18 protein-coding genes are annotated in these 21,209 nt (G+C 41.4%); 6 read left to right on the forward strand and 12 right to left on the reverse strand.

What is annotated here, in order from left to right:
* Positions 1 to 5 precede the first annotated feature (5 nt).
* The 8 genes from RM553_RS04285 to RM553_RS04320 form a co-directional block, all read right to left on the reverse strand.
* A complete protein-coding gene (locus RM553_RS04285) occupies positions 6 to 965 on the reverse strand; it encodes a tryptophan 2,3-dioxygenase family protein (protein WP_311533717.1) in 960 nt (319 codons plus the stop codon).
* 9 nt (positions 966 to 974) lie between these two features.
* Entirely contained in the window at positions 975 to 1,754 is a 780-nt protein-coding gene (locus RM553_RS04290; RefSeq protein ID WP_311533718.1) for a DUF3108 domain-containing protein, read from the reverse strand.
* Between the two features lie 306 nt (positions 1,755 to 2,060).
* On the reverse strand, positions 2,061 to 3,203 hold the full coding sequence (hppD, locus tag RM553_RS04295; RefSeq protein ID WP_311533719.1) for a 4-hydroxyphenylpyruvate dioxygenase: 1,143 nt from the start codon (positions 3,201 to 3,203) through the stop codon (positions 2,061 to 2,063).
* Between the two features lie 24 nt (positions 3,204 to 3,227).
* Positions 3,228 to 4,394, reverse strand: coding sequence for a homogentisate 1,2-dioxygenase (locus RM553_RS04300; RefSeq protein ID WP_311533720.1), 1,167 nt, complete (start codon positions 4,392 to 4,394; stop codon positions 3,228 to 3,230).
* Between the two features lie 148 nt (positions 4,395 to 4,542).
* Positions 4,543 to 6,762: a patatin-like phospholipase family protein gene (locus RM553_RS04305; RefSeq protein WP_311533721.1), complete on the reverse strand. Its 2,220-nt coding sequence runs from the start codon at positions 6,760 to 6,762 to the stop codon at positions 4,543 to 4,545.
* Positions 6,759 to 8,555 (reverse strand): excinuclease ABC subunit UvrC, encoded by a 1,797-nt coding sequence (gene uvrC, locus RM553_RS04310; protein ID WP_311533836.1) that lies wholly within the window; start codon positions 8,553 to 8,555, stop codon positions 6,759 to 6,761. Before uvrC ends, RM553_RS04305 begins: the two co-directional genes overlap by 4 nt.
* Positions 8,556 to 8,682: 127 nt before the next feature.
* Entirely contained in the window at positions 8,683 to 10,392 is a 1,710-nt protein-coding gene (locus RM553_RS04315; protein ID WP_311533722.1) for a GMC oxidoreductase, read from the reverse strand.
* Positions 10,393 to 10,394: 2 nt separating this feature from the next.
* Positions 10,395 to 10,937 (reverse strand): gluconate 2-dehydrogenase subunit 3 family protein, encoded by a 543-nt coding sequence (locus RM553_RS04320; RefSeq protein ID WP_311533723.1) that lies wholly within the window; start codon positions 10,935 to 10,937, stop codon positions 10,395 to 10,397.
* A gap of 332 nt (positions 10,938 to 11,269) precedes the next feature.
* On the opposite strand from RM553_RS04320, the gene RM553_RS04325 reads away from it, so the two are divergent.
* The 6 genes from RM553_RS04325 (at position 11,270) to RM553_RS04350 (ending at position 16,055) form a co-directional block, all read left to right on the forward strand.
* Complete coding sequence (locus RM553_RS04325) at positions 11,270 to 11,719, forward strand: ATP-dependent zinc protease family protein (RefSeq protein ID WP_311533724.1); 450 nt, start codon at positions 11,270 to 11,272, stop codon at positions 11,717 to 11,719.
* A complete protein-coding gene (gene rimK / locus RM553_RS04330; protein ID WP_311533725.1) occupies positions 11,691 to 12,563 on the forward strand; it encodes a 30S ribosomal protein S6--L-glutamate ligase in 873 nt (290 codons plus the stop codon). The genes RM553_RS04325 and rimK overlap by 29 nt, the downstream gene beginning before the upstream one ends.
* 3 nt (positions 12,564 to 12,566) lie before the next feature.
* Positions 12,567 to 13,574, forward strand: coding sequence for a succinylglutamate desuccinylase/aspartoacylase family protein (locus RM553_RS04335; protein ID WP_311533726.1), 1,008 nt, complete (start codon positions 12,567 to 12,569; stop codon positions 13,572 to 13,574).
* The gene (locus tag RM553_RS04340) at positions 13,543 to 14,112 is read left to right on the forward strand and encodes a 5-formyltetrahydrofolate cyclo-ligase (protein ID WP_311533727.1); all 570 of its coding nucleotides are present in this window, start codon (positions 13,543 to 13,545) and stop codon (positions 14,110 to 14,112) included. The genes RM553_RS04335 and RM553_RS04340 overlap by 32 nt, the downstream gene beginning before the upstream one ends.
* 70 nt (positions 14,113 to 14,182) lie before the next feature.
* Positions 14,183 to 15,634, forward strand: a complete 1,452-nt coding sequence (locus RM553_RS04345) for a PAS domain-containing sensor histidine kinase (protein WP_311533728.1) — start codon at positions 14,183 to 14,185, stop codon at positions 15,632 to 15,634.
* A 1-nt stretch (position 15,635) separates the two neighbouring features.
* Positions 15,636 to 16,055, forward strand: a complete 420-nt coding sequence (locus RM553_RS04350; protein WP_311533729.1) for a response regulator — start codon at positions 15,636 to 15,638, stop codon at positions 16,053 to 16,055.
* Here RM553_RS04350 and RM553_RS04355 read toward each other — a convergent pair.
* The 4 genes from RM553_RS04355 to ileS all read right to left on the reverse strand — a co-directional run bounded on the left by RM553_RS04355 (position 16,052) and on the right by ileS (position 21,191).
* A complete protein-coding gene (locus tag RM553_RS04355) occupies positions 16,052 to 16,672 on the reverse strand; it encodes a lipoprotein signal peptidase (protein ID WP_311533730.1) in 621 nt (206 codons plus the stop codon). The two genes, RM553_RS04350 and RM553_RS04355, sit on opposite strands and share 4 nt — an antisense overlap.
* A gap of 38 nt (positions 16,673 to 16,710) precedes the next feature.
* Entirely contained in the window at positions 16,711 to 17,334 is a 624-nt protein-coding gene (locus RM553_RS04360; RefSeq protein WP_311533731.1) for a DUF4097 family beta strand repeat-containing protein, read from the reverse strand.
* A 65-nt stretch (positions 17,335 to 17,399) separates the two neighbouring features.
* Positions 17,400 to 17,783 (reverse strand): TraR/DksA family transcriptional regulator, encoded by a 384-nt coding sequence (locus RM553_RS04365; RefSeq protein WP_311533732.1) that lies wholly within the window; start codon positions 17,781 to 17,783, stop codon positions 17,400 to 17,402.
* A 3-nt stretch (positions 17,784 to 17,786) separates the two neighbouring features.
* Entirely contained in the window at positions 17,787 to 21,191 is a 3,405-nt protein-coding gene (gene ileS, locus RM553_RS04370) for an isoleucine--tRNA ligase (protein WP_311533733.1), read from the reverse strand.
* Positions 21,192 to 21,209: the final 18 nt, after the last annotated feature.

Below are 21,209 nucleotides of genomic sequence, written 5' to 3' on the forward strand. Positions count from 1 at the left end.
ACTTTTTATTTTTCGCTGTTAAACATGTGGTTTACCCATTGTTTGCCCCAGTCGTTAAACTCCTCCTCACTCCAGAGCGTGGGGAAGAAAGTTATTTTTTGAAATCCCGGTGGAAGAAACTTTTTCCAGTTTGTCCCACCTGTGGCAGCAATTGCTCCCCCTTCCTTATTAAGGTAGCGAAAAGCTGCCCCCATGTGCATTAATAACCAGTTTACATTTACATTTACATCAAACTGCCGCAACGCATCCCTGAGTTTCTCATTCATTTTTTCTCCCTGCGGAAGTTCTTTGTATTTATGAAACATCGTTTTTCCTTTAACCTCCTTTGCAATTCTCATAAAGCGGGGCGTGTACCTTTCTTCAAACTGCTTAAGGGTTAAAGTTTTTTCTCCCGTTTCCAGGTCAATCCCTCCTCTTTTCCAGTAGACCTCTTCAAAAAGTTCTTCCAGAGTGTTTTCTTCTGAAAAATCTTCTCTTATTTCATGCTGAACAAGGTTTTCCAGAGGAGTGGCATATAGCTCGATCATCCTGAACTGCGCTGACTGAAAACCGCTGGCTGGCAATAAAGCCATCCGGAATTTCAGGAATTGCTCCCTCTCCATTCCTTTAATCATAACGTCAAAAGAATCAATTAGTATCCTGAAATAGCGATTTAAACGCACAAGCTTTTCAATAAAAAAAGAAGCCGTAAGGCTTTCATTTTCTATAATTTGCTTCTGCTCATGTATAATGAGTTTAAAATAAAGCTCCGTGATCTGGTGGTAAGTGATAAAGATTTTTTCATCCGGGAAATGGGTGCTGGTTTTTTGCAGGCTCAGTAAAGTGTCCAGGCTTATATAGTCCCAATAGGACAAATATCTGTCATAAAGCAGCCCATCCAGATAAGAGCCCAGGTCCTGTCCGGAATTTTTAAATTTCTCCTCTAGCCTGAGGATGCGTTCAGCAATGTGGGGCTTTATCTCCATACCGGATTTCTAATCCATAATTATAGGAAAAGGATTCCTGAGCCCTTTATACTCCTCAAGATCTGCATCCAGGGAACCTACTGCAAGATCTGCCTCTATCTTGAGAGGGATTTTATTAGCATCATCACTCACCCAAAAAGTAAGGCTTTCCTTTTCCTTAAACACTCTTCCCGCCATTACAAAGGGACGGAATTTCAAACTTGCAACCTTGCCAAATTTGGTTTTGATGACTTCCCGGCCAAGGAACCTCAGCTTGAAATTCATGTTCTCATCATCAATAAAAAGGTTCAAATGCATATCATCTCCCGGCTGCAATTGATCTGCATTAATTTTGTTGCGAATATAATAAAATGCCGATAACATATCGTGCACATTTTCTTCAGTAGAATAAACCTCTTTTTGCCCATGTTTTTTATCATGAACATACGCCTTGTTGCGGCTTTGATCAAAATCTATTTCCAGATCTTTCGTATAGCCACCCTCGTCTATTTTCCTGATGAATTTATAAGGCATTCCGGATTCCCGGTCTATATAGGTCTGGTAATCATCATCTACCTTGAAGAACCAATGAAGCATCCCAGTGGATTTGCCCCTGCCTTTTACATGGTACACCGGCTCTCCCTGAAGCCTTGCCTCGTTAACTTCCAGAGTAGCATAACTGGCATTAAAAGGGCCGTAATGTATGCGGAATTTAAACCACTCACCTGCTTCATAAGCTGGTTTCTGGGCGAATGAACCAACGGAATTAAAAACAGAAATCAAAAAGGCAATTGCAATAATTCTTCTCATACTGATATTTTGAGGCCCCTCAAAAGGGAGGTTTTTCATGTATTAACGAAAGTTTTACAATTACTGTTCCAAATGTATTAAAACAGAAAGCCCCATCAAATTAATGATGAGGCTTTTTGACTTATTAACCAACTAAAACTTAAATTATGAAAAAAAATTACATTTAATGGTAACCACTCCAAAAATGCGAGTGCAAAAATCCGATGATTGTACAACATAGACAACACAAAATCAGACTTTAACCAAAATAATTCATTTTAGCTATAATTTTTTAGTTTTAGTTTAGGATTCAATATTTTTTTAGCTTTATTGCAGCGTTCCACGCAAATCCTGTTCCCGTTCAATAGCTTCAAAAAGCGCTTTAAAGTTTCCTTTTCCAAAAGATTGGGCTCCTTTTCGCTGAATGATTTCAAAAAACATGGTGGGACGGTCCAAAACTGGTTTTGTAAAGATCTGAAGTAAATAACCTTCATCATCCCGGTCTACCAACACTCCAAGTTCTTTTAGTGGCTCCAGTTCTTCGTCTATTTCCCCGACACGGTCCAGCACATCTTCGTAATAGGTTTCCGGCACATGAAGAAATTCCACTCCGCGATCTCGTAATTTTGTAACCGTATCTATAATATTATCTGTAGCCAGGGCGATATGCTGCACACCTGCGCCATTATAGAAATCTATATATTCCTCTATTTGTGATTTCTTCTTTCCTTCAGCAGGCTCGTTAATGGGGAACTTAATCCTGCCATTCCCGTTGCTCATCACCTTGCTCATAAGGGCGGTATATTCCGTAGAAATATCCTTATCGTCAAAAGAAACCATTTGCGCAAAGCCCATTACTTTGGCGTAAAATTCACACCATTTGTTCATCTCATTCCAGCCCACGTTGCCCACCATATGGTCAATATATTTTAAACCGGTTTCGGCAGATTTCGCCAGCGGAGCATAAGCCCTGTATCCCGGCATGAACGCGCCGGTATAATTACTCCTTTCCACAAAAAGATGAATGGTTTCGCCATAGGTATGTATTCCTGAAATTACCACAGAGCCATGCTCATCTTCCAGCACATAAGGCTCCACATAAGATTTCGCCCCCCTGGAGGTGGTTTCCTGGTAACTTTTACGGGCATCGTCCACCCATAGCGCCACGGCTTTCACGCCATCCCCATGTTTGTCTATATGTTCATTGATCTCTCCTTTTGGCTGCATGGGTGAAGTAAGTACAATCCGTATCTTACCCTGCTGAAGCACATAAGAAACCCGATCTTTCCTGCCGGTTTCCAGGCCGGAATAAGCCACCGGCTGGAAGCCCCAGGCGTGCTGGTAATAATATGCGGCCTGCTTGGCATTGCCAACATACAATTCAACAAAATCTGTCCCGAGGATGGGCAGAAAATCCTCTGCCTGCGGAACTTCTTTTTTTAGTTTTAAAGAGGTGTTATCTGTAGTCATAATTATTTTTTATTTATATTTTAATTAATGATTCCCGTCTAGCCAGGATTTATAGTAAGAATCATCGGCAATTTTCATGGCTTCCTCGGTGATCATAAGCGGTTTAAAAGTGTCTACCATTACAGCGAGTTCTTCGGTTTCCACCTGCCCGATGCTGCGCTCTACCGCTCCGGGATGCGGCCCGTGCGGAATTCCCGCGGGATGCAAAGAAATATGCCCGGCTTCAATGTCGTTACGGCTCATAAAATCGCCATCTACATAATATAAAACCTCATCGCTGTCTATATTGCTGTGGCTGTATGGCGCCGGAATACTTTCCGGATGATAATCGTATTTGCGCGGGCAAAAACTACACACCACAAAAGCATCGGTCTCAAAGGTCTGGTGCACTGGCGGCGGCTGATGAATTCGCCCTGTAATAGGCTCAAAATCATGGATCGAAAAGGCGTAAGGATAGTTATACCCGTCGTAACCCACCACATCAAAAGGATGGGTGGCATAAACCATATCAAAAATTTCTCCCTGCTTTTTAATCTTGATCAGAAATTCACCTTTTTCATCATTGGTTTCCAGCTCATACGGCTGGCGTAAATCCCGTTCGCAAAAAGGAGAATGCTCCAGCAACTGTCCAAACCAGTTCCTGTATTTTTTTGGAGTATAAATTGGCCGGCGGGATTCTACAATAAACAGGCGGTTGTCCTCATCGTCAAAATCGAGTTTATAAATGGTGCCCCGGGGAATTAAAAGATAATCCCCGTACTTAAAATCCAGGTTTCCCAGGTGTGTCCTCAGCTTTCCGCTTCCTTTATGAATAAACAACAATTCATCTGCATCAGAATTTTTATAGAAGTAATCTTTAGTTGATTCCTGCGGTGAGGCCAGGGCGATATCCACATCGCTGTTGGTAAGCACCACCTTCCGGCTCTCCAGGTAATCTGGTGCAGGCACCACCTGGAAACCCCTGAAACGGTAAGACTGGAGGTTGTTACTATTGGCTATTTTGGGCCTCGCATCATAACTTCCCTTAATTTCCTTCACCTGTGTTGGCCGGTGCTCATGATAAAGATTGGAAGACATCCCGTCAAAACCTATAGTTCCGAAAAGCTGTTCATAATAAAGGCTGCCATCTGGCTTTTTAAAAATGGTATGTCTTTTATGAGGTATTTTTCCCAGTTTGTGATAAAAAGGCATAATGCTGAATTTTAGTGGGCAGCTCAGCTTTAGAAAAATATCAGGTATTGCTGATTTTTACAGCTGAAATTCCGATTAAAACAAATATCGCTAATTTTTATTGAAACATTCTTAAAACAGGATTAAATTCAATTGCTAAAAACTCATTCTAAAACCAAAATCCAAGACTAAAGAACCAATGGCTTTGCCGGGCTTCAGGAGAATAGGAATATTTAACCTCCAGCGGTCCCAGGAAAGTCTCCAAACCATAACCTAGCGCATAACCGGTATAATCGGGCAGGGACAACCAGTTGCCCGAGCTGTAGAGTTTATTGTCTACATTGGCAATATTGGCCCCGGCAATAAGGTGGTTTTTTCTGAAGATTTCATAATCCATCTCCAGCATCGCCTTAATATAACTGTCTCCGGAAAGGCTTATAAAATCGTACCCGAAAAATGGAATAATGTTATTTATGGGGTTGTTGCCGTAGCCTCCTAAAAAGAAATCGAGGGTATTTACATTGTCGTTCCCAATTTTAAAGCCTGTCTCGGTGGTAATGCGGGTGGAAAATCTTGGCAGGGGTGTAAAGGCATAGCCCAGTTTTCCCTTGGCTATGGAAAATTCGGCGAAATCGGGATTTGAAGAAAACAGATAAAGATGAAAATCGCCGTCAAAATATATTCCGTTTCGGGGAAAGTACTTATTATCGTAAGAATCATATTTCAAATACCCGAAGGCGCTAAAGTAATTGTTATCTTCAAAAACACGGTTCACCACATTTCCTTCTTCATCCAGAAAAGATTCCGGGGTAACTTTTAAATACTTATGTTCTGCCCCCATTCCGAAGGAAAAAACCTGCTGGAACAGCGTTTCTACATAAAATTGATTGGTAAGGTCCCGGTAATCTATATCCAGATTGTTCACTCCAATTCCCTGCAAGCCCGCGTTTTCATTAGCAAAATCGAAAGAAATCGCTTTATCAAAATTGCTATACCTGGATTTGAGGCCAATGCTCCAGTAGTAACCTTTATCTATATAATAGTCGAAATAATACCTAAACTGGTCTCCCACCACCACATCCAGGGACGCTACATCGTTGGTTAAAAAAAGGCTTTTACGAGTAAGGTTTATCAGCGCGCCGGTTTCATAAAGCTCGTCGTAATGCAAGGCGAGCTGCAGAAAAGTCTTGTTCTGGTTCTCTTCAATCTGCATGTTCATGGTATAATCTTCCCGCCCCTCGTTAGGCACAAGCGTATAGCTTATCCTGTTAAAATTCCCCGTGGCAGAAAGGTTGTTCACCCCCAAATTCAAATCGTTAAAAGTAAACCTGGTATCGTACTTCAGCTTTAATTTTCCCATAATGTAGGAACGCGGATAGGTATTGTTGCCCTCTACCTTTAAGCTGGTAATTTGTATGCTATCCCTGCTTTTCTTCCTTTGCTTTACAGGAGGCTCGGCCTGCCGGGACGCCAGCTTCAGCAACTGCGCATAATTTCTTTTTGCCGCCACTTTCCCCGAATCTATTATCGCCTCACCTGCACCAAAAGACAGTACTGAAAAATTAGAAATATCGGGCTTAATATAGATATCGGTCTGCGGAATTTTTTCCTTCATCTCACTAATAGTCCTGAAATTCCCAATCTGGGTAAGAATATCAAATGCACTGCGCAGGTTTTCCCTGTCTATAAGGCTGTCCTGAACGTCTACCCCAATAATTATTTCTGCACCTCTTCTCTTTAGCTCTTCTACCGGGTAATTATTGGCCACCCCGCCATCGGTAAGCATCTGGCCATCAATATTTACCGGGCTGAACAAGGAAGGAATGGCGCCACTGGCTGAAACCGCCTTCGCCAGCGAGCCTTCATCAAGAATTACTTCTTCGCCAGTTTCAATATCGGCAGCAACACAAAAAAAAGGAATGGGAAGATTGCTAAAATCATCCACATTGCTCACATGCATGGTGAGACGGGACATGAGGTTGTAAATATTCTGGCCTTTGGAAAGCCCCGACGGAAAGCCTATCTTAAAATTATTAAAAGGCAGGCTAATGGCATATTTCTCGGTATCTTCTTTTTCGTAAAAGGTTTTTGCGCTGCGCGGAAGGTCGTCCTGGATAAGAATATTAAAGTTGGTTTCATGAAAAATGGAATCCAGCTCGTGTGCAGTATATCCCGAAGCATATAAACCACCAATTATGGCGCCCATACTGCTCCCGCCAATATAGTCTATACGCACGCCGGCTTCTTCCAATACCTTCAGCACCCCAATATGCGCTAAACCTTTTGCCCCCCCGCCGCTTAACACAAGCCCAACCTTTGGATCATCTTTCTGCTGAGAAAAACCCAGGAGGTAAATAAAGCAGAAAAAAATGACCAGGTTTTTTCTCATGTTTCGCTCTTATAATGATTATAGATAATGCCCGCTTTCGAAGCTCCAACCACCTCACTTAAACTTTCCTTTGAAGCCTCTTTCACTCTTTTAACCGAGCGGAAGTGCTTTAACAGCTCTACCACGGTTTTTTCCCCAATCCCGGCAATAGACTCCAGCTCTGTATTTAACGCCGTTTTGCTCCTTTTGTTACGATGAAAGGTAATTCCAAACCGGTGCGCTTCGTTCCTCAACTGCTGGATAATCTTCAGGCTTTCCGATTTCTTGTCAAGATACAGCGGAATACTATCTCCCGGGTAAAATATTTCTTCAAGCCTTTTCGCTATGCCTATAATGGCAATTTTTCCGCGAAGCCCCAGTGTTTCCAAAGCTTTTACCCCGGAAGAAAGCTGTCCTTTCCCGCCATCTACAATTATAAGCTGCGGCAGTTCTTCCCCTTCATTTAGAAGCCTTCGGTAACGCCTGAAAACCACTTCTTCCATAGAAGCGAAATCGTTGGGGCCTTCAACGGTTTTAATATTAAACTTACGATAATCCTTTTTGCTGGGTTTTCCGTTTTTAAAAACCACGCAGGCAGCTACAGGGTTGGTGCCCTGAATATTGGAATTATCAAAACATTCGATATGCCGGGGTTCCACGCTTAAGCGCAGGTCTTCCTTCATTTGCGCCATTACACGGTTCACGTGGCGGTCCGGGTCCACAATCTTCATCTGTTTAAACCGCTCCTGCCGGTAATATTTGGCATTTCTAAGGGACAACTCCACGATTTTCTTCTTATCCCCCAGCTTAGGCACCGTAACCTTCACATCTTCGGCAAACTCTATTTTAAAAGGAAGGTAAATTTCTTTCGAATTTGAGCTGAAACGCTGCCGTATTTCAGGAATTGCCAGTTCCAGCAGCTCCTGGTCTGTTTCGTCCAGTTTCTTTTTCATTTCAATGGTGTGCGACCTGATGATGGCTCCATGGGAAATCTGAAGAAAATTCACATACCCGTAACCCTCGTCACTAGTGATGGAAAAAACATCCACATTGTTGATTTTAGGGTTTACCACGGTAGATTTAGACTGGTAATTCTCCAGCACAGTGATTTTATCCTTTATGCGCTGCGCGTCTTCAAATTCCATATTTTCAGCATGCCGCTTCATCTGGTTCCTGAACTGCTGCAAAGAATCTTTGAAATTCCCCTTTACAATCTGCCTTATGGCCTCAATGTTCCGGTTGTAATCCTCTTCAGCCTGTTTGGCCTCACAGGGGCCTTCACAATTTCCCAGGTGATATTCCAGGCAAACCTTATACTTTCCCTGCCGGATCTTATCTTCAGCAAGATCGTAATTGCAGGTCCTTAATTTATAGAGGCCTTTTATGAGGTCCAGCAGCGTATTTACCGTTTTAAAACTGGTAAATGGCCCATAATACTCACTACCATCTTTTATCAATTTCCGTGTTGGGAACACGCGGGGAAAACGTTCATTCTTGATACAGATCCAGGGATAGGTTTTATCGTCCTTCAGCATCACGTTAAACCGCGGCTGATGTTTTTTTATAAGGTTGTTTTCCAGGAGGAGCGCATCGGTTTCCGAAGCTACCACGATGTGTTTTATCTCATGAATTTTCTTAACCATTACGCCTATCCTGTGGCTGTCATGGCGTTTGGTAAAATAGGAAGTAACCCTTTTCTTCAGGTTCTTGGCCTTCCCAACATATAAAATCTTTCCGTTTTTATCATAATACTGGTACACTCCCGGGCTGTTCGGCAGGGTTTGCAGCTGTACTTCCAAAGCAGGCTTTTCCATCTCTCCAAAGATAAAATTTCTTAGGCTTATTGCCGACAAGGCGACTAAATTTTAGCGCATAAAAAATCCGGCAAAATCTTTACCGGATTCTTTAACTGAAAGAAATTCTTTAAAAAAATTATTCCTGCTACAGGTTTCCCTTTTTCATCTCTTTTACAGCATAATCTGCAGCTCTTGCTGTAAGTGCCATGTAAGTAAGGGATGGGTTTTGAGTTCCCGTGGAAGTCATACAGGCCCCATCGGTCACAAAAACATTTTTACAGGCGTGCAACTGGTTCCATTCATTCAAAAGTGAGGTTTTTGGATCTTTTCCCATACGCACTCCACCCATTTCATGGATATCAAGCCCCGGAGCCTGGTGTGAATCGTGAGTTTGGATATTGGTAAACCCAGCACTTTCAAACATTTCTGTAATCTGCTCAAAATAATCCTTGATCATTTTTTCATCATTATCATCATAAGAAACGTCAAATTGTAGCTTAGGCATGCCCCATTCATCATTTTTATTATCAAGGCTTACCAGGTTTGTTTCCTTCGGAATGGTCTCGCCCATCATGTGGCTACCAATAGTCCAGTTCCCTAATTTTAAATCTGAAAGGTTTTCTTTGAGGTTTACACCAATGCCATCTTCATTTCTTATTTCATTACGATAAGCCCCCACGCCTGAAGCATAGCCTCTCAGGAAATCTGTTTGCTGTTCCCGCACATTCCTGAAACGCGGGATATAGCCGCTGGTTGGCCTTTTTCCATCTGTTGTAAAATCCAGGAAGCCGTTATAATCTGCCTGCACCCTTGCACGGTAATTATGGAATGCAAAATATTTGCCCATAAGGCCATTATCATTACCAAGGCCATTTGGAAAACGCTTAGACTTTGAATTCAGCAGAATAAGATTAGTGTTTGCAGCGGCGGCATTCACAAAAATGATCTTCGCAAAATAATCTGTCGCTTCTTTCGTATTGGCATCAATTACCCGCACGCCCGTCACCTTCTCTTTTTCATCATCATATATAAGCGATTCCACCACAGAATCTGGCCGTAGGGTCATATTTCCAGTTTTCTCCGCCCATGGAATTGTAGAGGAATTACTGCTGAAATAACCTCCAAATGGGCAACCGCGCTGGCATAGCACCCGGTTTTGGCACTGCACCCTTCCCTGCTCCTTATGAATTTGTTTCTGTTCGGAAAGATGAGCACAACGGGCTACAATAACATGCCGGTCATCATATTTCTCGGCTACTTTCTGCTGAAAATACTTTTCTACTTTGGTAAGTTCAAAAGGAGGAAGAAACTCCCCATCCGGTAATTCCTCTAGACCATCCCTGTTACCCGATATCCCGGCAAATTTTTCAACATAACTATACCATGGCGCAAGATCTTTATAACGTATAGGCCAGTCTACTGCAAAACCGTCCCTGGCAGGCCCTTCAAAATCAAAATCGCTCCAGCGCTGTACCTGTCGCGCCCATAACAAGGATTTCCCCCCAACCTGATAACCTCTAATCCAGTCAAATGGTTTTTCCTGAACGTAAGGATGCTCATTATCTTTAACAAAAAAATGGGCGGCATCTTCCCTAAAAGCATAACACCGGCTCACCACAGGATTTTCCTCCTGCACCTCCAGCGGCATCCTGCCGCGGTGTTCAAATTCCCATGGGCGCATGTTTGTAGTTGGATAATCTATAACGTGCCTTACATTTCTACCCCTCTCAAGTACAAGGGTGCGCAGGCCTTTTTCCGTCAGCTCCTTTGCTGCCCATCCTCCACTCATTCCCGAACCAATTACAATTGCGTCAAAGGTTCTTTCTTCTTTACTGTCAATATTAAAATTTGCCATTTCTATGCGTTATGATAAATAGATTGTTCTACCGGGAAGCTACCGTTCCACCGCGAAGGTACCTGCTCATAATGCAACAGGTTCTTCATTACATATTCAGAACTCATGTAACCGCCCACGGTAAGGCCTTTTACAAATGCTACAAAATTCATTTCTCCTTCAGGTTTTTCAGCTTTTAACATGTCTGCCAAAACCTCTTCCCGCTGTGCGCTGGAAAGTTCCATAAAATCCTTATCGTAAGCCTCTCCTGATGCTTCGTTAAGCTCCTGAAAGCCGGCCATAAACTGTTTTTGCACCTTTTCACTAAAACAATCACCAACCATGGTAAGTATAAATTTATCTACTCCCAACTCTCTCGCGCCGGGTGTATCTGTGGCAGGGATTATGGTATCGACCATCCCGGTAAGCATCTTTTTCTGATCTTCATCTATCTCATCGAATTCATCAGGCAGACTATCTGTGTTCCAGGAATCCATCCAAAGTGGTACGGTAGCAAGCCCTACAGCTGATATTCCCAATACCTTCAGGAGATTTCTTCTATTCATGACTAAGTTTTTAGATTTTTCAACCGCTAATCCTACTTCTAAATCTTAAGAATCAGCTTATACTTCATTTCTTTTTCTAATACCGGGAACCGCTTCTGCCATCTTTCTAAAAAATCTGAAGCACAATTTCCGAATAGTTAAAATTGAGCTCTAAATATAAGGTAATATTGGGAAAATAAGAGTAAAAGGGTAATATTTACATTTAACATATTCGTATTGAATCAATAACAGGAACATCGAGAGCCTTAATATACCGGCAACTCAAACCCTGCTCTTATCTTATTTTTGAGTTTCCTTGGGAATAAAGGAAGGTGATTTTATTATCTTGCACTATGGAGAAAATTGTTATAGGAAGATTTGATAAAGCAGATTTCCCGGCATTAAAACTACACGATATCGCGATTAAGATAGACACCGGGGCTTATACCTCATCTATACATTGTGAAAACATAGAAGAAAAAGACGATAAACTGCACTGCACATTTCTGTATGAAGAACATCCTCTTTACAATGGCAAAGAATTTGTTTTTGAGGATTTTGACATTGTTTTTGTACGTAGCAGCAACGGAATTATTCAGAAGAGATACCAGGTTCAATCTAACATAAAGCTGTTCGGAAAAGTGTTTAAAATTTCACTTTCTTTGTCTTCCCGGCAGGAAATGAGATATCCCGTACTTATTGGGAGAAAATTCCTAACCAAAAAATTTATAGTAGATACCGAGCTGATAGACGTCTCGCATAACTTAAAAGAAAATGAAACTAAAAATTCTATCCAGAAATAGCAACCTTTACTCTACCCAACGGCTTATAGAAGCTGCAAAAAAGAGGAACCACGAGGTAGAGGTGATAGATCCCGTAAAATGTGATCTTGTAATTGAAAAGAAAAAGCCCTCCATTTTTTATAAAGGAAAAGCTATAGAAGGAGTAGATGCAGTAATCCCCAGGATAGGCGCATCGGTTACTTTTTATGGGACCGCCGTGGTAAGACAGTTTGAGATGATGGGGGTTTTTACCACTACCGAGTCGCAGGCACTGGTGAGGAGCCGGGACAAATTGAGAAGCCTGCAAATTCTCTCCCGCGCCAGGCTTGGCCTCCCAAAAACCGTTTTTACCAATTACTCAAAAGATGTTAGTGAGGTTATAGATCACGTAGGAGGCGCACCGCTTATTATTAAACTCCTGGAAGGCACACAGGGATTGGGAGTGGTTTTAGCTGAAACCAATAATGCCGCCGAATCTGTAATTGAAGCATTTAACGGGCTTCAGGCAAGGGTAATTGTTCAGGAATTTATTAAAGAAGCCGGAGGTGCCGATATTCGTGCTTTTGTAGTGGATGGCCATGTGGTTGGCGCCATGAAGAGGCAGGGGAAAGAAGGTGAATTCCGCTCTAACCTGCACAGGGGTGGTTCCGCAGAAATAATCGAACTAAGCGATGAAGAAGAAAATGCGGCGATAAAAGCAGCAAGGGCAATGAGCCTTGGCGTGGCCGGGGTGGATATGCTGCAGAGCGCCCGAGGACCGCTTATTCTGGAAGTGAATTCCTCCCCTGGCCTGGAAGGAATTGAGGCCGCCACAGGCAAAGATATCGCCAAGACAATCATCAGGTACATTGAAAGAAATGTATAGTTTATGCCGCAAATAGATAAGCACAACGTTCTGGAAATATTAGGCAAGAAAGTAGAGCCTGGCAAGAGCGCTACCATCAATTTTAATATGGCCAAACTTTACACCACAACATCGGTGGAAGTTCCTGTTATTATTGAAAGATCAAAAAAACCGGGACCGGTGGTTTTGCTCACGGCAGGAATACATGGTGATGAAATAAACGGGGTTGAAATTGTACGCCAGATTATTTCAAAAGGAATCAACAAGCCGCAAAAAGGAACTATAATTTGTATTCCCGTAGTGAATATTTTTGGATTCCTGAACCTTACCCGGGAATTTCCGGACGGGCGCGACCTCAACCGGGTTTTCCCCGGCACCAAACATGGTTCCCTTGCAAGCCGCTTTGCCTATCAGTTCGTAAAAAAAATACTTCCTATTGCAGATTTTTGCCTGGACTTCCATACCGGCGGGGCCAGCAGGTTTAATGCCCCGCAAATTCGGGTGAAGAAAGGAGATGAGCAAAGCCTTAAATATGCCAGCATCTTTAACGCTCCTTTTACCATCAATTCCAAAACAATAACCAAATCTTACCGCGAAACCTGTTCAAAACTTGGCATTCCTGTATTGCTTTTTGAAGGCGGAAAATCTTCAGACAGCAACAAGGAAATTGCACGGCACGGGGTAGATGGCGCCATGAGGATCTTGAGCCACCTGGACATGCTTTCTTCCAAATTTGATTATCCGGACCCTGTAACCAAAACAGTAATTATAGACAATAGTTTCTGGATGCGGGCGAAGTACAGCGGATTGCTGCATGTAAAGATCCAGTGTGGGAAACATGTTGAAAAAGGGGAATATATTGCCACAATCACAGATCCTTACGGGAAATTTCGTCATAAGATAAAGGCCGCAAATAAAGGTTATGTTATAAACGTAAATGAATCTCCTATTGTTTACCAGGGAGATGCAGTTTTTCATATCTCCTTACCTCAAAAACCTAATGAAGAAGACAGCGCTCAGGAAGAAATATAAAGAATTAAGGTTAGAGCTCACAGAAGAGCAAATTGAAGAGCTAAGCCTTAAAATTGCCAACCAGGCATTGCAGTTACCAATATGGGATTATGAATTTTATCATCTTTTCTTAAGCATAGCAGAGCAGAAAGAAGTAGACACTGAACCTCTGCTGCATATCCTCCAGGGGAAAGACAAAAATGTAGTTCTTCCCAAAACAGATGTGCAGGATAACCATCTCAGAAATTTCCTGCTTACCGATTCTACGGCTATCAGAAAAAACCGATGGAACATCCCGGAACCGGAAGGCGGAATAGAAATTGGAGCCGAAAAAATGGACGTTGTTTTTATTCCCCTGCTCGCATTTGATGAAACAGGCCACCGGGTGGGTTATGGGAAAGGTTTTTATGACAGGTTCCTGGCCAGCTGCAAAAAGGAGGTGATAAAGGTTGGTTTGTCCTTCTTTAAAGCCGAGTTACAGATAAAAAACGTCCTTTCATCTGATATTGCACTTGATTTTTGTATTACTCCGGAATTAATCTATACTTTTAGAAAATAATTTATAATTATACGTAGAGCAGAAAACAATTTTAACCTTTTAAATAAAGTTTTCCCCAACCGACCCTACAATGCTTAGTGACCTGCAGCTTAACCACATTCTTGAAGATTTTGATATTTTTTACTGGAAGATAAACCTTTACAGTAAAGAAATTACATGGTCTGAGCACTTTAATTCCGTGGTTGGCAATCCTACTCCTTCAGATGAGCCCTTTGAGTATTTCATTAGAGAAATCCTTCATCCGGATTACCGCTACGACTTCAGGGTGAATTTTGAAAAACTTATTACCGAAAGCGGAAGCTTCAATTTTGAGCTAAAGCTTAAACTTAAAAACGGCAAATACCGGTGGTTCGAATGCAAAAACCTTCAGAATAAGGAAGAAGGGTTCAGGGAAACCGCTGTGCTTTTGTTTGTAAATATCCACCAGAGCAAAAGGGACCAGTACACTATTGAGGAGAATTTTTTCTACTACCGGGAAACCGCAGAAATGACTTCCACCGGTGGCTGGTACCTGGACACCATAGATAAAAATATCTACTGGGACAATGTCACTAAAAAAATAATGGATTGCCCGCAGGATTTCCAGGTGAATTACGAGGACAGAATGCGCTTTTACGCCCCGGAGCATCACCATATCATGAATAAGGCTTTCAATAAATGTGAACTTTATGGAATCCCCTTTAAGATAGAACTAAAAATGCTCACTCTTTATAACCGCGAGTTCTGGGTGAGAGCTACCGGAAAGCCTGTTTATAATGAAGAGCAGGAAATTATTGGAATAAGGGGAGTATTTCAGAATATAGATGAAAACAAAACCAATGAGATCAATCTCCAGAATTCTTTGGATATCATCGCAACCCAGAATTCCCGGCTTTTCAATTTCGCCCATATTGTTTCCCATAATTTGAGATCGCACAGCAGTAACCTTAGCCTGATTGTAGAGCTTCTTAAAGAAGCGCGAACAGATAATGATAAACTGGAACTGCTGGAAAATGTAGAATATGTATCTGAAAATTTAGACGCGGCCATTGCCCATTTAAATGAAGTGGTTAGCGTGGAAACCATTTTGCGGAAGGAAAGGGTAAAAGTTAAGTTTAAAGACGCCCTGGAATTTGTTCTCGCCTCGATTTCTTCTTTAATTAATCGGGAAAATGCAAAAATCGTCGCTGAATTTCAAGACCTGAAAGAAATACAATATATACCTGAATATCTTGAAAGTATTTTATTAAATTTAATTACCAATGCCATTAAATATAAACAATCGGGCAGGAAACCGATGATTTTTATTCAGTCTTACACAGAGAACGGTAAAGAATTTCTTGAGGTAAGCGATAATGGCAGGGGCATTGATCTCGATCAACACGGGGAAAGAATGTTTGGCATGTATAAAACATTCCACGGAAATCCGGAAGCTAAGGGAATTGGTCTTTTTATAACCAGGAATCAGGTTGAGGCACTTGGAGGCTCAATATCGGTTAGCAGTACTGTTGATGTAGGGACAACCTTTAAAATAAAATTTTGATATGGGGCAAAAAGTAGAGCTGGCATGTATTATTGATGATGATAAAATATATGTCAATTTGGTAAAAAAAATAATTGAGATAAAGAAGCTTTCAGAAAACCTGCTTGTTTATAAGAATGGCAAAGAAGCACTGGATTACTTTAAGCTAATCCTGGGCAATATGACAGAAGACAAATTGCCCGAGATCATTTTCCTGGACCTTAATATGCCGGTGATGGACGGCTGGGAATTTTTAAATGAGTTTATAAAGATCAAAAACAACTTCAATAAGAAGATCACTCTTTATGTGGTGAGTTCTTCCATAGATCCGCGGGACCTGGAAAGGGCAAAATCCATAAACATGGTAACAGATTATTTAATTAAACCAATTGAACTTAAGAAGTTCGAGAAGATTTTTGAAAAGAAGATAACCGCAGCTTAAGCCTTAGCCTCCTCTTTTCTTTGTTTTGGAAAGGCTTTTTTATTAAATATAAGCATAAGAATTACCCCTATAGTTATAGAACTGTCTGCAATATTAAAGACAGGTTCAAAAAAGGTAAAATAATTACCTCCCCAAACAGGGATCCATCCTGGCAGATAGCCATCATATAAAGGAAAATAAAGCATATCTACCACTTTGCCATGGAAAAGACTGCTATAGCCCCCTCCTTCTGGCAAAAAACTCGCTACATGCCCGTAACTGCCATCAAAGATAATCCCATAGAACACGGAGTCGATAATGTTCCCCATAGCCCCGGCAAAAATGAGCGCTATTGAAATTATCAATATTCTGGAGCCATTTTTTTTAACAGAATCCCAGAGCCAGTAACCAATCCCAAATATTGCCACGAGGCGAAAAAGAGTGAGAATGAGTTTTCCGTAAGCCCCGGGAATTTTTGTACCCCAGGCCATTCCTTCATTTTCCACAAAAAGAATATGAAACCAATCGAAAACCTTAATTTCCTCTCCTAAAGCAAAATTTGTTTTGATGTATATTTTGGAAACCTGATCTATTATCAAGATCAGTACGATAATTAAGCTGGCTTTCTTTAAAGACATGAACTACTTTGGTTAAAAACGCACCAAAAATACTAATATTATTTAGTTTTCTGCACACTTATATCTCCATTAATGGACGTGAGTTTTAACAGGTTAGTTCCCCGGGCAAGATTTGCAATATTAAGGCTTCCGGTTCGGGTGTCCGCTTTAACTTTTGCAAAATCTGTCTTTACCAGAATATCGCCTTCAAAGGTATTAATAGTGGCGTTGCCGCTAAACTCTATAAGAGTACAATATCCCTGTTTAAGATTGGCTTCAAAATCCTCAAAATCGCCTTCCGCAGTGACAGAAGCGATATTTGAAGTTATAAGCAACTGCATATTTTCAGGAATCTCCAGGGTGACTTCCAGGGAAAAAACTTTATGCGCACTTAGCTTATCAAAGCCGCCGGTATAGGCTTCAGGATATTCAGAAGTAAGCACCAGCTTTCTTCCATTTATTTCGCTCTTCAGAAAGATATTATTAAAATATTCTCCTTCAGAATGTGTGGTGATTTTAATTTCAGAAGTTTCAGAAGTTTTGATGTTCATTTTAAAAACCTCATCACTGTCAATTTCAATAATTTCGACTTCTGAAGCGTCTACAATTCTGGCAACATCCTTTTGTGCCTGTACCGAAAGCAGGCCGAAAAAAACGAGAAATAGACTTAAAACCTGCTTCATTATTAAACTGAAAACGCTCCATGCTGAAAAACAACAGGAGCGTTTTTACTCATTTTTAATTTAAATTACTTCTGAAGATTCTTAGCTTCAATGCTTAAAGTAGCGTGGGGAACGAGCAAAAGACGCTCTTTTGCAATTAACTTGCCGGTTACACGGCAAATACCATACGTTTTGTTCTCCACCCGGAGAAGGGCATTTTTTAAATCTCTAATAAATTTTTCCTGACGAATGGCAAGCTGGGAGTTCGCTTCCTTGCTCATCGTTTCGCTACCTTCTTCAAAAGCCTTGAAAGTTGGGGAGGTATCGTCTGTACCATTGTTACCATCATTCTTATAAGCATTCTTGTAGATTTCCAGCTGTTCCTGTGCCTTTTCTATCTTTTTACGAATTAAGGCTTTGAATTCTGCCAGATCAGCATCACTGTAACGTTCTTTAACATCTGTTGACATAGGCTACTGTTTTTTAATAAACAATTTTGTGGTAATATCATCAAACTCCACCTGGGTGCCGTCTTCAACCACATCTGCAAATTCGAGGTTTGCAGTTAACGTTTCGTTTTTGATATAGTTCATATTTTCATTCACGGCATCCTCGACCATGCCATCGTTTTGTAGGGTCACATTTATAAAGTCTGTAACTTCAAATCCGGAGTCTTTACGCATATTTTGGATGCGGTTCACCAATTCCCTGGCAACTCCTTCTTTTTTTAGTTCAGGCGAAATACTAACATCCAGTGCCACAGTAATATTGCCGCTACTGGCTACCAGCCAGCCTTCAATATCCTGAGAAACGATCTCCACTTCTTCGGCCGCCAAAGTAATCATTTTTTCATTAATAGCAACCTCTATGCTGCCTTGCTGCTCTATTTGGGCGATGTCCTCCTCAGTGAATTCGCTTATCTTATTGACAACCAGTTTCATATCCTTTCCAAATCTTGGGCCAAGAACTCTGAAATTTGGTTTTACCTGCTTCACAAGTATTCCTGAAGCATCATCTATAAGTTCAATTTCTTTAACGTTTACTTCACTTTTTATAAGTTCCTGGACAGCCATGATCTCTTCCCCCTGTTCCTGAGACAGCACCGGAATCATTATACGTTGTAAAGGCTGCCGCACCTTAATCATTTCCTTTTTCCTGAGGGAAAGCACCAGCGATGATATTCTTTGTGCTTTCTCCATCTGACCTTCTAACTTTTTATTAACAAAAGTTTCAATAAATTTAGGAAAATATGCAGTATGAACGGATGTTAATTCAAAATTATTATCATCTGTTATACTTTTTAAATCCCTGTACAACCGCTCCATATAAAAGGGGGCTACCGGAGCGCCCAATTTTGCCACTGTTTCCAGGCAGGTATATAAAGTTTGATAAGCTGAAATTTTATCATGCCCATAGTCTCCTTTCCAGAACCTTCTGCGGCTAAGGCGAACAAACCAGTTACTAAGATTCTCCTGGACAAAATCTGATATCGCCCTTGTGGCCTTTGTAGGCTCGTAATCGGCATAAAACTTATCTACTTTGGCAATAAGGCTATGCATTTCTGAAAGGATCCAGCGGTCAATTTCAGGACGATCGTTCAGTGGAATATCCTCTTCAGCATAAGTGAAATTATCAATATTCGCATACAAAGTAAAAAACGAATAGGTATTGTAAAGTGTGCCGAAGAATTTTCGTTGCACCTCTCCTATTCCTTCAATATCAAACTTAAGATTATCCCAAGGGTTGGCATTGGAAATCATATACCAACGGGTGGCATCGGGACCAAAAGCCGCAAGGGTTTCAAACGGATCTACGGCATTACCGAGACGTTTAGACATTTTCTGGCCATTCTTGTCCAGAACAAGTCCGTTGGAAACCACATTCTTATACGCCACATCATCAAAGATCATGGTAGCGATGGCATGCAGGGTATAGAACCAGCCTCTTGTCTGATCCACACCTTCTGCTATAAAATCGGCCTTGCGCCAGGTGTCTTCTACTTTTTCCTTATTTTCAAATGGATAATGCCATTGGGCATAAGGCATGGAACCGGAGTCAAACCAAACGTCTATAAGATCTGCTTCCCTCTTCATTGGCTTTCCGCCTTCTGAAACCAGGGTTATCCCGTCCACAACATTCTTATGGAGGTCTACCTTATCATAATTCTCGTCACTCATATCTCCCGCCTTAAAGGCTTCAAAGATATTTTTATCCATTACGCCCGCCTCTACCGCACGTGTTATTTCTTCTTTAAGTTCTGCAATGGAACCAATCATTTTTTCTTCTTTCCCGTCTTCAGTTCTCCAGATAGGAAGCGGAATTCCCCAATACCTGCTCCTGGAAAGATTCCAGTCGTTGGCATTGGCAAGCCAGTTTCCAAAACGGCCTTCACCAGTAGCTTTTGGTTTCCAGTTAATGCCAAGGTTTAAATCATACATCCTGTCTTTAACATCGGTCACTTTTATAAACCATGAATCCAGCGGGTAATAAAGTATTGGTTTATCAGTTCTCCAGCAATTTGGGTAACTGTGGAGGTATTTCTCCACTTTAAAAGCACGGTTTTCTTCCTTCAGCTTTATGGCGATTTCAACATCTACAGATTTCTCCGGGGCTTCATCATCATTATAATATTCATTCTTAACATATTTCCCGGCGAACTCGCCCATTTCTTTTCTAAACTTCCCCTGCAGATCCACCAGCGGAACAAGATTGTCATTTTCATCTTTTACCAGCAAAGGCGGAACTTCCGGAGTCGCCTGTTTTGCCACAAGGGCATCATCTGCACCAAAAGTAGGGGAAGTATGAACAATCCCTGTTCCATCTTCAGTAGTAACAAAATCCCCGGCAATCACGCGGAAGGCATTTTCAGGATTATTATAAGGCTGCGCGTAAGGCATTAGCTGCTCATAGCGTATTCCAACCAGATCTTTCCCAACATAACTCTTCCCAATAAAATAAGGAATTTTACCTCCTTCTTTATAATCCTTTAGCTCCTCCTCATTTTCAACTTTTCTAAATTTTTTATCGAACTGCTTCTCAGCCAGATCTTTGGCTACCACAATCGTGATAGGTTCGAAAGTATATTGATTAAATGTTTTAACCGAAACATATTCGATCTTTGGCCCCACGGTAAGCGCCGTGTTAGAAGGCAAAGTCCACGGAGTGGTGGTCCAGGCAATAAAATAGTCCCCCTCCAAACCTTCCCCAACAGGAGCAGCTTTAGAATCGCTTATTTTGAACATTGCCGTTACCGTGGTATCTGTAACATCCTGATAACATCCCGGTTGGTTAAGCTCATGGGAACTTAAACCCGTTCCCGCTTTTGGCGAATACGGCTGGATGGTGTAACCTTTATAAATAAGTTCTTTCTTATAAATTTCAGAAAGCAGCCACCAAACCGTCTCCATATATTTGGATTTATAGGTGATATATGGATCTCCCATATCTACCCAATATCCCATTTTTTCGGTAAGGTCATTCCATACCCCTGTATAACGCATTACTGCGTTTTTACAGGCATGGTTGTATTCTTCTATACTTATTTTATTTCCAATATCTTCCTTGGTAATCCCCAGTTCTTTCTCTACACCAAGCTCCACTGGCAAGCCGTGGGTATCCCAGCCTGCTTTACGTTTTACCTGAAATCCCTTCTGGGTTTTATAACGGCAAAAAATATCCTTGATAGCCCGTGCCATTACATGGTGAATACCAGGCAGGCCATTTGCTGAAGGCGGACCTTCAAAAAAAACGAATTGCTCCTCTCCTTCCCGTGCTTCCACGCTTTTTTCAAAAATCCTGTTCTCCTTCCACCAATTAAGCGTCTCTTCTGCAACTTTTGGTAAGTCAAGTCCTTTATATTCAGGGAACTTATTGCTCATTTTCTTGAAATTTCTAAT

The sequence above is a fragment of the Autumnicola tepida genome, assembly GCF_031846485.1.
Lineage (GTDB): Bacteria > Bacteroidota > Bacteroidia > Flavobacteriales > Flavobacteriaceae > Autumnicola > Autumnicola tepida.

Coding starts and splice junctions, on each gene's coding strand:
- hppD (WP_311533719.1), bottom strand. CDS start 3,203: ATGACTACAGATAACACCTCTTTAAAACTAAAAAAAGAAGTTCCGCAG.
- rimK (WP_311533725.1), top strand. CDS start 11,691: ATGAAACTAAAAATTCTATCCAGAAATAGCAACCTTTACTCTACCCAA.
- RM553_RS04365 (WP_311533732.1), bottom strand. CDS start 17,783: ATGTCAACAGATGTTAAAGAACGTTACAGTGATGCTGATCTGGCAGAA.
- RM553_RS04305 (WP_311533721.1), bottom strand. CDS start 6,762: ATGAGAAAAAACCTGGTCATTTTTTTCTGCTTTATTTACCTCCTGGGT.
- RM553_RS04290 (WP_311533718.1), bottom strand. CDS start 1,754: ATGAGAAGAATTATTGCAATTGCCTTTTTGATTTCTGTTTTTAATTCC.
- RM553_RS04345 (WP_311533728.1), top strand. CDS start 14,183: ATGCTTAGTGACCTGCAGCTTAACCACATTCTTGAAGATTTTGATATT.
- RM553_RS04320 (WP_311533723.1), bottom strand. CDS start 10,937: ATGAATAGAAGAAATCTCCTGAAGGTATTGGGAATATCAGCTGTAGGG.
- RM553_RS04335 (WP_311533726.1), top strand. CDS start 12,567: ATGCCGCAAATAGATAAGCACAACGTTCTGGAAATATTAGGCAAGAAA.
- RM553_RS04315 (WP_311533722.1), bottom strand. CDS start 10,392: ATGGCAAATTTTAATATTGACAGTAAAGAAGAAAGAACCTTTGACGCA.
- RM553_RS04360 (WP_311533731.1), bottom strand. CDS start 17,334: ATGAAGCAGGTTTTAAGTCTATTTCTCGTTTTTTTCGGCCTGCTTTCG.
- RM553_RS04325 (WP_311533724.1), top strand. CDS start 11,270: ATGGAGAAAATTGTTATAGGAAGATTTGATAAAGCAGATTTCCCGGCA.
- RM553_RS04340 (WP_311533727.1), top strand. CDS start 13,543: ATGAAGAAGACAGCGCTCAGGAAGAAATATAAAGAATTAAGGTTAGAG.
- RM553_RS04300 (WP_311533720.1), bottom strand. CDS start 4,394: ATGCCTTTTTATCACAAACTGGGAAAAATACCTCATAAAAGACATACC.
- RM553_RS04355 (WP_311533730.1), bottom strand. CDS start 16,672: ATGTCTTTAAAGAAAGCCAGCTTAATTATCGTACTGATCTTGATAATA.
- ileS (WP_311533733.1), bottom strand. CDS start 21,191: ATGAGCAATAAGTTCCCTGAATATAAAGGACTTGACTTACCAAAAGTT.
- uvrC (WP_311533836.1), bottom strand. CDS start 8,555: ATGGAAAAGCCTGCTTTGGAAGTACAGCTGCAAACCCTGCCGAACAGC.
- RM553_RS04285 (WP_311533717.1), bottom strand. CDS start 965: ATGGAGATAAAGCCCCACATTGCTGAACGCATCCTCAGGCTAGAGGAG.
- RM553_RS04350 (WP_311533729.1), top strand. CDS start 15,636: ATGGGGCAAAAAGTAGAGCTGGCATGTATTATTGATGATGATAAAATA.